This window comes from Streptomyces sp. NPDC043746 (genome assembly GCF_056436485.1).
In genome coordinates this window covers 19906-33533 of record NZ_JBWKCM010000025.1, presented here as the reverse complement: position 1 = coordinate 33533, position 13628 = coordinate 19906, and the positions used below count along the sequence as shown (strand labels likewise).

Here is a 13628-nt window from a genome sequence, read left to right as displayed (position 1 = left end):
TCTAGGAGCCCCACCACCCCACCACCACACCATCTGTAACCCGCACCCCCCTGGGCCTGGCCCCCCCCCCGCCCACGTGACCGCTCGACCGTACGACGCCCGGCCCGCCGGGCGGTTCCGGTGCCGGGCCCCGCGCAGGCGGAGCCGACGCCCCACACCTCACCCCTGGAGGAACCGTGAGTGAATCTCTCGCGGGTCCGGGCACCGCGCGCCCCGAGGGCGCGGACCACCCGGCACCCGACACCCCCCGCATCCCCACCTACTGGCTGGGGCTGATGGCCGGACCGCTCTCGTTCGGCATCGCCGGACCCGCGCTGGTCCTCGACGACATCGCCCGCGACCTGTCCACCACCACCTCCACCGTGACCTGGGGCGTGACCGCCTTCGGCTGGGGCATCGCGGTGGGCACCCCGCTGATGACCGGGCTGCTGCGCCACCGGGGGGCGCGCGCCGCGCTCGCCGGCTGCGGAGCCCTGGTCCTGCTGGGCGCCCTCCTGGTCCTCACCGTCCCGGTGCTCCCGGCCGTCATCATCGGCTGCGCCCTCCAGGCGCTCGGCACCGCCGGACTCACCTCCATCGCGATGAGCCTGACGAACTCCGCCCGCTCGATGGGCTTCGTCACCGCCTCGCTCGCGGTGGTCGGCTCCACCGCCCCGCTGGTCGGCTCGCTGGTCAACGACGCGATCAACTGGCAGGCGACCCTCGCCCTGCCCGCGCTGAGCCTGATCGCCCTGCTCGTCGTCATCGGGCGGGCCTCCACCCGGCCGACCTCCACCGCCGCCTTCGACGGGCTGGGCGCGGTGCTCCTCACCGCCGTGGTCACGGCCCTGGTCTTCGTCCCGCACTACCCGGCGGTCGCCGGGGTGCTCTCGGTGCTGACGATCGCCGCCCTGGTGTGGCACCTGCGGGCCAAGCCGCAGGGGTTCGTCCCGGCGGTGGTGGTCCGCAGCCCGATCTTCCTGATCTCCTCGGTGCTGGCGTTCCTGCTCGCGGCGGTCAACTTCGGGATGATGTTCGCGGTGCCCAACTCCCTCTCCGACCACACCTCGTGGTCGAGCGGCACGATCGGCGGGGCCATGGTGTGGCCGCTGCTGCTCGGTGGCGCGCTCTCCTGGCTGGTGGTGGCCCTCTCGGCGAAGGTGGGCCGGCAGCCGGTCATCTTCACCCTGGTCGCCCTCAGCGCGGTCGGCGTGCTGCTGGCCTCGGTGAGCACCGTGGCGATCCTGCTGCTCCTCGCCCAGGCCCTCGCCTCGATCGCGGCCGCCTCCGGCCAGGGCGTCTTCGCGGTGCACTCCACCAAGGCGGTGCCCGACGAGGAACGACCCGCCGCCATCGGTCTGTTCAACCTCTGCTACCTGCTCGGCGCGGCCTTCGGGCCTGCCATCGTCTCGCTCCTGTAGGACACGGCGGATGCGAAGAGAGCCCCGGCACCAGGTGCCGGGGCTCTCTTCGCATGCGGGGTCCGTCAGCTGGCGGCGGCGCTCTCCCCGCGCCGCAGGAACCCCAGGAGCAGGGAGACGTCCTCGTCGGTCAGGGTGAGACCGAACTTCTCCCGCAGGGCGGCCACCACCTCGTCCGGGGCGAGCACGGCGCGCTCGGTGCGCCCGTCGGGGTGGTCGGTGACCAGCACGTCGTTGCGCAGCCGGTGCCGTACGGTCTCCGAACCGCGCTGCGCCACCAGCCGGTTGACGAACGGGGAGCCCGGGCGGGTGGAGCTGACGTAGTGCGCCGCCCGGTAGTCGACCTCGTACTGGCGCTCGGGCCGGAAGACGTAGAGGTCGCTCCAGCGGCCCTCCCCGTCCTGGGACCGCAGCACCCAGTGGCCGTCGTCCACGCCCAGTTCCCAGCTCCAGGGCCCGACGGTCGCGCGGGCGCCGTCGCGCAGGGGCATCGGCTCGATCAGCCCCGCGTAGCCGTAGCCGGGGTCGGCCAGCCACACCGTGTCCGGCTCGTCCGCCGTCCTGACCAGCAGGGAGGTGTGCGAGCGGAACCGGCGCCTGGTGTCGCCCTCCCGGATGCGCGACAGCATCCGCATCACCGGGAAACCGAGGCGGTCCAGCGCGGCGGCGAAGAGCAGGTTGGTCTCGTAGCAGTAGCCGCCGCGCCCGGAGCGGACCAGTTTCCGTTCCAGTTCGGCCATGTCCAGCGAGACCGTACGGCCGACCGCGATGTCGACGTTCTCGAAGGAGATGGTGCTCATATGGGCCCGGTGCACCTGCTGAAGGGTCTTCAGCGAGTTGTCCCGGACGCCCTCGTATCCGATCCGCCGCAGATAGGCGTCCAGATCGAGCCTGTCCGAACCCCACTCGGGTGAGTGGTCGATGTCGAACGTCGGCGCGATGGCATACATCAGGTCGGCACTCCTTCCGGGGGGCACGGGCGGCATCGAGGCGGGCGACATGTCACGCCTCGACCCGGACCCCGTACTCGGTGACCCAGGTGTTGAACTCGACGAGCCGCTCCATCACCGCCCGGGTCCCCCAGAGCCCGCCGAGCCCGGCGTACGACTCCAGCGGCTTGTCCAGCAGCCGCTGGATGCCCTCGGCCGGGACCAGCTCCAGCACCGGCGAACCCTCGTGGAGCAGGGCGGCGACCTTGTCGCGCAGTGCCCGTACGTACTCGTGGTCCTGGGTGGAGGGGTACGGGCTCTTCTTGCGGGTCAGCACCGACTCCGGGAGCACGTCGGCGGTGGCCGCGCGCAGCAGGCTCTTCTCCCGGCCGTCGAAGGTCTTCATCTCCCACGGCACGTTGAAGACGTACTCCACGAGCCGGTGGTCGGTGAAGGGGACCCGGACCTCCAGGCTGGCGGCCATGCTGATCCGGTCCTTGCGGTCGAGCAGGAAGTTCTCCCAGCGGGAGATGTTGAGGTAGAGCAGCTCCCGCATCCGCTCCTCGCGGCCGGACTCGCCCTCCAGCCGGGGCACCTCGGCCAGCGCCTCGGCGTAGCGCGCCTTGACGTACTCCTCCAGGCCGAGCTTGTCCCAGAGGCCGATCTCCTTCATGGTGTCGAGCCCGCCGAGCCGCCGCCAGGCGTCGTACCAGGGGAAGGTGTCGCCCTCGACGGCCTCCTGGTCGAAGAACCAGTTGTAGCCGCCGAAGAGTTCGTCCGCGGTCTCCCCGGAGAGGGCGACGGTCACCTGGCGCTTGAGCGCGGTGCACAGGTGGAGCAGCGAGTGCTCCATGTCGCCGGTGGAGATGGGCAGGTCCTGGCAGCGCAGCACCCGGGAGCGGATGGACTCGTCCAGGACGTCGGCGTTCTCCAGCTCGACGATGATGTGCTCGGCGCCGCACTTCTCGGCGACCTCGACCGCGTACGGGGTGTCGGGGTCCTGCCAGATGCCGTTGCCGGCGAAGGCCTCGTCGTTGCCCTTGAAGTCGATCGAGAACGCCTTGACGCGCTCGGTGCGCCCCTGGTCCCGGAAGGCCTTGGCGGCCAGGGCGGTCAGGGCGCTGGAGTCCAGTCCGCCGGAGAGCAGGGTGCCGACGGGGACGTCCGCGATGAGCTGGCGGCGGACGATGTCGTCCAGCAGCTCCCGGACCCGGGCGATGGTGGTGTCGAGGTCGTCGCCGTGCGGGTGGGCGGTCAGCTCCCAGTAGGTGCGGACCGAGTGGCCCTCCCTGGTGAAGCGGACGACCGTGCCGGGGACCACCTCGTGCATGCCCTTGAAGACGGCGTGGCCGGGGGTGTTGATGATGGCGAAGATCTCGGCCAGGCCCTCGCGGTCGACGACCGCCTCGGCCTCGGGGTGGGCCAGGATCGCCTTGGCCTCGGAGCCGAAGAGGACCCCGTCGCGGGTCGGGTAGTAGAAGAGCGGCTTCACGCCCATCCGGTCCCGCACCAGGAGGAGTTCCTCGGTGCGCGGGTCCCAGATGGCCAGCGCGTACATACCGTTGAGCCGCTCCGCGAACTCCTCGCCCCACTGGAGGTAGGCGTGGAGCACCACCTCGGTGTCGCTGGAGGTGCGGAACTCGTGGCCGAGTCCGCTCAACTCCTCCTTCAGTTCCAGGAAGTTGTAGACCTCGCCGGTGTAGACGACGGTCGGCAGGCCGTCGTCGGGCGCGGTCACGTGCATCGGCTGGCGGCCGCCCTCCAGGTCGATGACCGAGAGCCTGCAGTGGCCGAGCGCCACGTGCGGGCCGGTCCACACGCCCTCGTCGTCCGGGCCCCGGCACGCCATCGTGGCGGTCATGGCCTGGGCGGTGGCGCCCAGTCGGGTCAGATCGCGGTCGTAACCGACCCAGCCTGCGAGTCCACACATAGTGCCTCGGTTCCTTTCCTCGTGTTCAGCCGTGTCAACAGCGCTGTAGGGAAGTCGGGCGGCATGAATCAGGTGCGGGGCACCCAGCCGGCCCGGTCCCAGTAGCGGAGCTGGTCCGCCTTGAAGGTGGTGGAGAGGCGGGCGACGTCCGGGCCGCCGACGACCATCGTGGTGGGCCGCAGCGGGGCGAACTCGGGCCACGCGGGGGCGTTCGGCGAGAGCGGGCGGCCGTCGCGGGCGAAGGAGGCGACCAGGTCGATCAGGGTGTCGGACACCTGGCGATCCAGCGGCCCGTCGCCGTAGGCGGGCTCGTTGGCGGGCAGCGCGTGCGAGCCGAAGAGGAACTTCGACGTCGCCTCGTGCGGGGTGCCGGAGTAGGGGGCTCGCACCGGGTGGGCGAACTCCATCAGATACTGCGGGGAGCGGCCCTCGCGGGCGTGGCGCTCGGCCAGCCGGATGATCTGGTAGCGGAAGAGTCCGTCGCCCCAGATCTCGGTCCAGATCGACATCGGGTCCTGCGGCAGCCCGCCCCGGACGGCCGCCTTGCGGTAGAAGGCGATGGCCTGGTCCACATCGCGGTAGCCGACCCGGGCGCTGCCCTTGCGCAGCACCATGAAGACCGCCTCGCGCAGCTCGGCGTCGTTGGTGGGGTGGGGGCCGGGGTAGGGGTAGCCGGGGCCGCCGGTGAAGAAGGAGCCCTCGGTACGGGCGTAGATCGGCATGATCGGTATCCGCGGGGTGGGCAGCTCGTGGTCGAAGCCGCGCATCCACTGCCCGTCGGGCACCGGCCCCCGGTACTCGCGCCAGCCGGTCACCGGCCGGTCGGCGGGATCGCCGGAGTACAGCTCCTCCCAGGCGGCCTTGAGGTCGAGACCCGGTACGGTGCGCAGGCCCGCGACCGTGGTGCCGAGACGGGAGGCGAGCAGCGCGTAGACCTCGCGCGACTCCTGGGGCGTGGTCGAACTGGCCGGGTTCCAGACGTGCTTGACGCTGATCGGCACCGCTCGCCGGATCACCCCGCGCAGCTGCGGCAGCAGGCTCAGCTGCCAGGTGCTGGATCCGCCTGCCGAGGTGCCGGCCAGGGTGATGTTGCCCGGGTCGCCGCCGAAGGCCGCCGCGTTGGCCTGGACCCAGCGCAGCAGGGCCGCCTGGTCCTGGAGCCCCCAGTTGGCGAAGGACCCGGTACGGGAGTCGGTGAACTCCTCGTGGAGCCCCCAGCCGAGCAGCCCGAGGCGGTAGTTGAAGTTGATCACGACCATGTCGCCGCGCGCCGCCGGCTTGGCGCCGTCGTAGTCGGGCTCGCTGCCCGCCCCGAGGAACCAGCCGCCGCCGTGGATGTAGACGACCACCGGGCGGCGCCCGGTGGTGCCGGGAGTCCAGATGTTGGCGTAGAGGCAGTCCTCGCTGCTGTCCGGCAGGTAGTCGGTCTGCAGCGCGGGCGCGCCGAAGGCGGTGGCGTCCCGCACCCCGTCCCACGGCTCGGCCGGGCGGGGCGAGGCGAAGCGGAGCGGGCCCACCGGCGGCGCCGCGTAGGGGACACCGCGGAAGACGGTGACGTCGTCGAGCCGCTCACCGGCGATGCGGCCCTCGGTGGTGCGGACGACCACCGAGCCGCTGCGGGGCCGGGGTGCCCGGTGGGAGGGGGTGGCGGCGGCGGCCGGTACCGCCGAGCCGACGGTCGCAGCGGCGGCAGCGGCGGCGGCAGCGGCGGTGACGAACGTCCGCCGGGGGAGGCCGGCGCTCTTGCGTGATGTCATGACGGGAGATCTCCAGGGGCCTAGAGGTGACGTGCCGGTCAGGGCCGGGGGCCAGGGCGCCCGGCCGGGCTCCTCGCGGTGTGCCGCGCCTCCTCGTCGCTTCGCGCGACGCGGCCGGGCGGCGGTGTCCCGCGACGCACCGCACCGGGTGCGCAGGCCCGTCCGGCCCTGATCGGCAAGGTGCTCCCTCGCGCCGGAACGGGCGCAGAGGAGGGGTCGGGAGCGCGCTCATGGTGCAACGTTTCTGCCCCGGTGGCCCAGTTCGGCCCGGGTAGTCCGTCAGGTCCGGGCCGCTGGACGCGGGTAGACCTGATGGAATCCCCGTCACCTGACGAACTGCTGGCCCGCTGGTTGGTTCTCGACCGGATCCGGCCCAGGATCGGCAGCCGGACCAGGGCGGGACAGCCGCCCCCTCCGACCCGCGGGCTCGGGTCACACCGGAACCGAGTGGCGCGGGCACGTCCCGTACGCCGCCTCGTCTCCGACGACGCCCGCGACGGGTTCGCCGACGCCGCACCGACTCACACCCGACAGCGAGCGTTCCCCGCTCGCGCCATGCGACCGTGGAGGCACCAGTGGACAACGTCGTGTCCGAGATCCGGCTCAGGCCCGCACTCCAGCAGCCGGAGTGGCCCGATGCCGAACACCTGGAGAACGTGCGCACCGAGCTGTCCGGCCGCCGGGCCCTCGTCCGGTTCGAGGACGTCCAGGCCTTGAGGTCGGTCCTCGCGCAGGTGGCCCGGGGCGAGGCCCAGGTGGTCCAGGCGGGCGACTGCGCCGAGGACCCCGTGGAGTCCAGCGCCGGGTACGTCGCCCGCAAGGCCGCCGTGCTCGACCTGATGGCCGGGGCCATGAAGCTCGCCTCGCACCGGCCCGTCGTCCGGATCGGCCGCATCGCCGGCCAGTTCGCCAAGCCCCGCTCCAAGCCGACGGAGCTGGTCAACGGGGTCGAGATCCCCGTCTACCGCGGCCACATGGTCAACAGCCCCGAACCCGCTCCCAAGGGCCGCGTCCCCGACCCGGCCCGGCTGCTGTCCGGCTACGACGCGGCGGACGAGATGATGGGCCACCTCGGCTGGGACGGCGCCCCGCGCGTGCAGGCCCGCGCCATCGACCCGCTGGTGTGGACGAGCCACGAGGCGCTGCTGCTCGACTACGAGCTGCCGATGCTCCGCCGGGACGGATCGGGCGCCCTCTGGCTCTCCTCCACCCACCTGCCGTGGATCGGTGAGCGCACCCGCTCGCTGGACGGGGCCCACGTGGAGCTGTTCTCCTCCATCGCCAACCCGGTGGCCTGCAAGGTCGGCCCGTCGATGACCGTGTCCGACCTGCTCGCCCTCTGCGAGCGGCTGGACCCCACCCGCTCGCCCGGCCGCCTCACCCTCATCTCCCGGATGGGCGCGGACACCGTGGGGGAGCGGCTGCCCGCCCTGGTGGCGGCCGTACGGGAGGCCGGGCACCCGGTGAGCTGGCTCTGCGACCCGATGCACGGCAACACCGTGACCACCCCCGAGGGGCTCAAGACCCGCTACCTGGACCACGTGGAGCGGGAGGTGCGCGGCTTCCTCACCGCCGTCCGCTCCGCCGACGGCGTCGCCGGCGGCGTCCACCTGGAGACCACCCCCGACGACGTCACCGAGTGCGTGCGCAACGAGACCCGGGCCCACCAGGTCGGGGAGAAGTACACCAGCTTCTGCGACCCCCGCCTCACCGCCTCCCAGGCGGTCTCGGTCATCGCCGCCTGGCGCGGCTGACCGGACGGGGGCCGCCGGGCCCCCGCAGCACCCCGTGAGCACACCCGTACCACCCTCGTACGAAGGAGAGTTCAGGTGGAAGAGCAGACAGCGCTGGTCACCGGGGCGGCCGGCGGCATCGGCGCGGCCGTGGTCCGGCTCCTCGCCGGGCAGGGCACCACGGTGGTCGCGGTCGACCGCGACGCCGCCCGGCTGGCCGAGGAGGTCGCCAAGCTCCGCGCGGAGTCCCTCCCGGTGGCCGACTTCCCGGTCGACGTGTCCGACAGCACGGCGGTGGAGGCCATGGTGGAGGCCGCCGAGGAGCAGGTCGGCCCCATCGACCAGCTGGTCAACGCCGCCGGGGTGCTGCGGCTGGGCCCGGTCAGGGACATCACCGACGAGGACCTGCGGGCCATGCTCGACGTCAACGTCACCGGGGTGCTCAACGTGACCCGCGCGGTCGTCAACCGGATGATCCCGCGCGCCCGGGGCTCGATCGTCACCGTCACCTCCAACGCGGCCGTCACCCCCCGGGCCGGGATGGCCGCCTACGCCGCCTCCAAGGCCGCCGCGACCCAGCTGATCAAGTCGCTCGGCCTGGAGGTCGCCCAGTACGGCATCCGCTGCAACACCGTGGCCCCCGGCTCCACCGACACCCCGATGCTCCGCTCCATGTGGCACGACCGGGAGGCCGAGCAGCACACCCTGGACGGCTCGCCCTCCGCGTACCGCGTCGGCATCCCGCTGCGCCGGATCGGCCGCCCCGACGACGTCGCGGAGGCGGTGGCGTTCCTGCTCTCCGACCGGGCCGCCCAGATCACCCTGCACGACCTGACCGTGGACGGCGGTGCCTCCCTGGGGGCCTGACCCCCGGCACCCTCGGGGACCCCGCGTTCGGATCAGGCCGGGAAAGACCTTGGACGGTGCCCGGCGACCGGAACGGAACCACTCGCGAAAGGAACACAGGACCACCCATGGCCGGCATCGCCCCCATCCCGCCGTACGCGCTCCCCGAGCGCGGCGACCTGCCCGACAACACCGCCCGGTGGAGCATCGACCCCGACCGGGCCGTCCTGCTCGTCCACGACATGCAGCGCTACTTCCTCCAGCCCTTCGCCCCGGAGCTGCGCGGCCCGCTGCTCGCCAACGCCGCCCGGCTGCGCGCCCACGCGCTCGCGACCGGCATGCCGGTGGCGTACACCGCCCAGCCGGGCAGCATGACCCCCGAGGACCGCGGGCTGCTCAAGGACTTCTGGGGGCCGGGCATGCGCGCCGAGCCCGCCGACCGCGAGGTGGTCGACGAGCTGACGCCCGCGCCCGGCTCCTGGATGCTGACCAAGTGGCGCTACAGCGCCTTCTTCCGCACCGACCTGCTGGAGCGGATGCGCGCGGCCGGCCGGGACCAGCTCGTCATCTGCGGGGTCTACGGGCACGTCGGCATCCTGGCGACGGCCGTCGAGTCCTTCACCCAGGACATCGAGACCTTCCTGATCGCGGACGCCGTCGGGGACTTCTCCCTGGATCGGCACCGGATGACCATGGAGTACGCCGCACACCGCTGCGCCGTCGTGCTCACGACCAAGGAGGCGGTCGGCTGATGGCGGACCTGCTCGGGCGGATACTCGCCGCCGACCCACCCCCCTTCGCCCTGCTCCACCGCCCGGAGGCCACCGGCGAGGGCACACTCGACGTGCTCGTCGGGGAGGTGCGCGCGTACGACACCCTCGCCGACATCCCGCTCCCCCCGGGCCCCCACGGCGGGGCCCGGCACGACGCCCTGGTCCTCGTCCCGTACCGGCAGATCGCCGAGCGCGGCTTCGTCGGCGCCGAGGACGGCTCCCCGCTGCTCGCGATGACCGTCACCGACCAGGAGGTCCGGACGGTCGCGGAGGCGCTGCGCCGCATCCCGGACACCCCGATCGCGCTCACCGACGGCGGCTTCGACACCGACGACGAGACGTACGCCGAAACCGTGCGCCGGGTCGTCACCGACGAGATCGGCACCGGCAAGGGCGCCAACTTCGTCATCAAGCGCTCCTACGCGGCCGACATCACCGGCTACACCCCCGCCGCCGCGCTCACCTTCTTCCGGCGGCTGCTGGAGCGGGAGTCCGGCGCCTACTGGACGTTCGTCGTCCACACCGGGGAGCGCACCTTCGTCGGCGCCACCCCCGAGCGCCATGTCAGCCTCACCCGCGGCCTCGCCGTGATGAACCCCATCAGCGGCACCTACCGGTACGCGCCGAGCGGCCCGAGCCTGCCCGCCATGATGGAGTTCCTCGCGGACCGCAAGGAGATCGACGAGCTGTACATGGTCGTCGACGAGGAACTGAAGATGATGTCCCGGATCTGCCCGGAGGGCGGGCGGGTCATCGGACCGTTCCTCAAGGAGATGGCCCGGCTCGCCCACACCGAGTACTTCATCGAGGGGCACAGCGACCGCGACCCGCGCGACATCCTGCGCGAGACGATGTTCGCGCCGACCGTCACCGGCAGCCCGCTGGAGAGCGCCTGCCGGGTGATCAACCAGTACGAGCCCGAGGGGCGCGGCTACTACAGCGGGGTGGTGGCCCTGCTGGGCCGCGACGAGGAGGGCGGCCACGCCCTGGACTCCTCGATCCTCATCCGTACCGCCGACATCGACGCGGGCGGGCGGCTGCGGATCGGCGTCGGCGCCACCCTCGTACGCCACTCCGACCCGATGTCCGAGGCGGCCGAGACCCGGGCCAAGGCGGCCGGGCTGCTGGCGGCCCTGGAGTCCGGCGGGCAGGGGCGGCTCTCCGCCAACCCCGAGGTCCGGGCCGCGCTGGCCGAACGGAACTCCTCCCTCGCGGACTTCTGGCTCGCCCACGCCGGGGACCGGCACGCCCCGGACCCCTATCTCGCCGGTCGGCGGGTGCTGGTGGTCGACGCCGAGGACACCTTCACGTCGATGATCGCCCAGCAACTGCGCTCCATCGGCCTCACGGTGACGGTCCGTCGCTTCGACGAGCCGTACGATCCGGCCGACCACGACCTGACCGTCATGGGCCCGGGCCCCGGCGACCCGCGCGACCTCACGCACCCGAAGGTCGCCCATCTGGACGCGACGGTGGGCCGGTTGCTGGAGACCCGCACCCCGTTCCTCGCCGTCTGCCTCAGCCACCAGGTGCTGAGCGGACGACTGGGGCTCCCGCTGATCCGCCGCGAGGTGCCCAACCAGGGTGTCCAGCGCGAGATCGACCTCTTCGGCCGACGCGAACGGGTGGGCTTCTACAACACCTTCGCCGCCGTCTCCGAGGAGGACAAGACCGACTGCCCGGGGATCGGCCCCGTCGAGGTGAGCCGGTCGCCCGAGACCGGCGAGGTGCACGGGCTGCGCGGCCCCTGGTTCGCCTCCACCCAGTTCCACGCGGAGTCCGTCCTCACCCGCGACGGGGTCCACATCACCCGTAGCCTGCTGACCGAACTGCTACAACGCACCGAAGGAGCGGTCCGATGACGATCGACGACCCCGTACTGGTCAACACCGATCCCGGCGAGGAAGGTTGGCCGGTCGTCACCATCTGGTCCGACATCGGCTGCCCCTGGGCCGCGCTGGCCCTGCACACCCTGCGGGCCACCTCCGCCCGGCTGGAGCTGCCGGTCCTCATCGACCACCGTGCCTTCCCGCTGGAGCTGTTCAACCGGGAGCCCACCCCGAAGTTCATCGTGGACGTGGAACTGGCGGCCATCGCCGCCCGCCGCCCCGAGGTGGGCTGGCGGCGCTGGTCCGCACCGGAGTGGACCTACCCCTCCAGCATGCTGCCCGCCCTGGAGGCCGTCCAGGCCGCCAAGTCCCCGGCGGTGGGCGGCCTGCGGGCCTCGGACGAGCTGGACATCGTGCTGCGCCGCGCCTTCTACACCGAGAGCCGGTCGGTGGGCGTGCACGCGGTGATCCTGGAGCTGGCCGAGGAGTGCGAGCACCTGGACACGGACGCGCTGGCGAAGGCGCTGCGGGCGGGCGAGGGCCGGTCGGAGGTGTACGGCCAGTGGGACATCGCCCAGGGCCCCCACGTCCAGGGCAGCCCGCACCTGTTCGCGCCGGGCGGGTACGCGGCGCACAACCCGGGGGTGACCTGCCGCTGGACGGACTCCCCGGAGAACGGCGGCTTCCCGCTCTTCGAGGCGTACGACGAGACCTGGGCGGAGGAGCTGCTGCGGCGGGTGCACGGGGCGGGGTGAGCCGGGGCCGGACACGGAGGTGGGCGGCGGCGGTCAACGACCGCCGCCGCCCCTTCGCGTGCTCGCGGGGCCCCGGCCCCCGGCGCCGGGGCGGGACGCCCGCGCACAGGTGCGCGGTGGCCCCCTCGCGGGAGACCACCGCGCACACCCACATCCGGAGGCACGGACAGAGGCCTCAGCCCCGCCCCACCTCCCGGTCGACCAGGGCGCCCGCGGCCCCGGTGTATCCGGCCGGGTCGCACAGGCGCTCCAACTCGGCGCCCACCGGCAGCAGTTCCGCCGCCTGCGGGAGGGAGGCCAGCACCTGGGCCAGGGAGCGGCGGCTCATCTGGACCTCGTCCGCCGCCTCGCCCAGCAGCCGTTTGGCCTCCGCGCGGCCCAGGTGCGGGGTGAGGTGCGCGGCGATCCGCTCGGTCACCACCTGGTCGCCCGTGAGCCCCAGGTTCTCCCGCATCCGGTCCGGGCGTACCTCCAGGCCCGCGCACAGCTCGACCGCCGTGTGCGCGGCCCCGGCCGTGAGCCGCAGGCACTCGCGCAGCGGCGACCACTCGGCGTGCCAGACGCCCGCCGACCGCTCGTCCTCGGAGACCAGGCACTGCGCCAGACCGGCTGCCAGCAGCGGCACTTGGAGCGATGCGCTGCGGATGAGGGTGGCGAGCACCGGGTTGCGCTTGTGCGGCATGGCGGAGGAGGCCCCGCGGCCCGCCACCGACGGTTCGGCCACCTCGCCGACCTCGGTCCTGGTGAGCGTCTGCACATCGATGGCGATCTTGCCGAGTGCGCCGGCGGTGAAGGCGAGCGCGGCACCCAGGTCCGCGATCGGCGTCCGCAGGGAGTGCCAGGGCAGCGGCGGCCGGGCGAGCCCGGTCTCGGCGGCGAACCCGTCGAGCAGCAGCTCCAGATAGCCGTCGACGTCCTCGGCGCGGGCGTCACCGTCGACCTGGGCGTACTCCAGGTATCCGGCGAGCGTTCCGGCCGCCCCGCCGAGCGAGACGGGCAGCCCCCCGTCGAGGACGGCGGTGATCCGGCGGTGGGCGTCGAGCAGCAGCCGCCGCCACCCGGCCGCCTTCAGCCCGAAGGTGGTCGGTACGGCCTGGAGGGCGAGGGTGCGGCCGGGGAGCACGGTGTCCCGGTGCTCCCGGGCCAGCCCCGCCAGCGACTCGGCGGCCGCTTCCAGGTCCGCCGCGATCAGCTCCAGGGTCCGGGCGGCGACGAGCATCGCCCCGGTGTCCAGGATGTCCTGGCTGGTCGAGCCCCGGTGGACGTACTCGGCGGCCTCCGGCGAGACCTCCGCCACCGCCCGGGTGAGCGCGGCGACCAGGGAGACCACCGGGTTGGCCGTCTCCCGGGAGGCGACCGCGAGGGCCCGCAGGTCCAGAGCCTCCGCCCGGGCGGTACGGGTGACCGTCTCGGCGGCCTCCTTCGGTACGGTGCCGATTCCGGCCTGGGCCCGGGTCAGCGCCGCCTCGGCGTCCAGCATGGCCTGCAGCCAGGCCTCGTCGCTCGTCGCCGCCTCACCGGGCGTGCCCGCGCGGACGGGGGAGAGGATTGCGGAGTCGATGCCGGGGCGGGCGGGTGCGTCCGGGCCCGGGCCGCTGCCGGAGCCCGTATTGCTGGTGGCGAGAGCCCCCGGGCCGGAGCCCGTACGGGACGCGGCGGGACCGCCCGGGTTCGTG

General features: G+C 73.2%; 10 protein-coding genes. 6 read left to right on the top strand and 4 right to left on the bottom strand.

What is annotated here, in order from left to right; genetic code table 11:
* Positions 1–176 precede the first annotated feature (176 nt).
* Positions 177–1400 carry an MFS transporter gene (locus AC0682_RS24185; RefSeq protein WP_254812214.1) on the top strand — a complete coding sequence of 408 codons (1224 nt, stop codon included), beginning with the start codon at positions 177–179 and terminating at the stop codon, positions 1398–1400.
* A 65-nt stretch (positions 1401–1465) separates the two neighbouring features.
* Here AC0682_RS24185 and AC0682_RS24180 read toward each other — a convergent pair whose 3' ends face one another.
* The 3 genes from AC0682_RS24180 to AC0682_RS24170 form a co-directional block, all read right to left on the bottom strand.
* Positions 1466–2350, bottom strand: coding sequence for an arylamine N-acetyltransferase family protein (locus AC0682_RS24180; protein ID WP_254812215.1), 885 nt, complete (start codon positions 2348–2350; stop codon positions 1466–1468).
* Positions 2351–2402: 52 nt separating this feature from the next.
* Positions 2403–4259 carry an asparagine synthase (glutamine-hydrolyzing) gene (gene asnB, locus AC0682_RS24175; protein ID WP_478535069.1) on the bottom strand — a complete coding sequence of 619 codons (1857 nt, stop codon included), beginning with the start codon at positions 4257–4259 and terminating at the stop codon, positions 2403–2405.
* A gap of 68 nt (positions 4260–4327) precedes the next feature.
* On the bottom strand, positions 4328–6016 hold the full coding sequence (locus tag AC0682_RS24170; RefSeq protein ID WP_478535068.1) for a carboxylesterase/lipase family protein: 1689 nt from the start codon (positions 6014–6016) through the stop codon (positions 4328–4330).
* A gap of 575 nt (positions 6017–6591) precedes the next feature.
* Here AC0682_RS24170 and AC0682_RS24165 point away from each other — a divergent pair.
* The 5 genes from AC0682_RS24165 (at position 6592) to AC0682_RS24145 (ending at position 11952) form a co-directional block, all read left to right on the top strand.
* Positions 6592–7770, top strand: a complete 1179-nt coding sequence (locus AC0682_RS24165) for a 3-deoxy-7-phosphoheptulonate synthase (RefSeq protein WP_478535067.1) — start codon at positions 6592–6594, stop codon at positions 7768–7770.
* A 75-nt stretch (positions 7771–7845) separates the two neighbouring features.
* The gene (locus tag AC0682_RS24160; protein WP_254812219.1) at positions 7846–8616 is read left to right on the top strand and encodes a 2,3-dihydro-2,3-dihydroxybenzoate dehydrogenase; all 771 of its coding nucleotides are present in this window, start codon (positions 7846–7848) and stop codon (positions 8614–8616) included.
* Positions 8617–8723: 107 nt separating this feature from the next.
* A complete protein-coding gene (locus AC0682_RS24155) occupies positions 8724–9347 on the top strand; it encodes an isochorismatase family protein (RefSeq protein ID WP_254812220.1) in 624 nt (207 codons plus the stop codon).
* Positions 9347–11230 (top strand): anthranilate synthase family protein, encoded by a 1884-nt coding sequence (locus AC0682_RS24150; RefSeq protein WP_478535066.1) that lies wholly within the window; start codon positions 9347–9349, stop codon positions 11228–11230. The genes AC0682_RS24155 and AC0682_RS24150 overlap by 1 nt, the downstream gene beginning before the upstream one ends.
* Positions 11227–11952, top strand: a complete 726-nt coding sequence (locus AC0682_RS24145) for a DsbA family oxidoreductase (protein WP_478535065.1) — start codon at positions 11227–11229, stop codon at positions 11950–11952. Before AC0682_RS24150 ends, AC0682_RS24145 begins: the two co-directional genes overlap by 4 nt.
* Before the next feature lie 175 nt (positions 11953–12127).
* Here AC0682_RS24145 and AC0682_RS24140 read toward each other — a convergent pair whose 3' ends face one another.
* Positions 12128–13513 (bottom strand): nitrosuccinate lyase, encoded by a 1386-nt coding sequence (locus AC0682_RS24140; protein ID WP_478535127.1) that lies wholly within the window; start codon positions 13511–13513, stop codon positions 12128–12130.
* Positions 13514–13628: the final 115 nt, after the last annotated feature.

Bases quoted from the DNA above. Each gene is read 5' to 3' on its own strand.
- asnB (WP_478535069.1), bottom strand. From the start codon at position 4,259: ATGTGTGGACTCGCAGGCTGGGTCGGTTACGACCGCGATCTGACCCGA.
- AC0682_RS24170 (WP_478535068.1), bottom strand. From the start codon at position 6,016: ATGACATCACGCAAGAGCGCCGGCCTCCCCCGGCGGACGTTCGTCACC.
- AC0682_RS24145 (WP_478535065.1), top strand. From the start codon at position 11,227: ATGACGATCGACGACCCCGTACTGGTCAACACCGATCCCGGCGAGGAA.
- AC0682_RS24180 (WP_254812215.1), bottom strand. From the start codon at position 2,350: ATGTATGCCATCGCGCCGACGTTCGACATCGACCACTCACCCGAGTGG.
- AC0682_RS24155 (WP_254812220.1), top strand. From the start codon at position 8,724: ATGGCCGGCATCGCCCCCATCCCGCCGTACGCGCTCCCCGAGCGCGGC.
- AC0682_RS24150 (WP_478535066.1), top strand. From the start codon at position 9,347: ATGGCGGACCTGCTCGGGCGGATACTCGCCGCCGACCCACCCCCCTTC.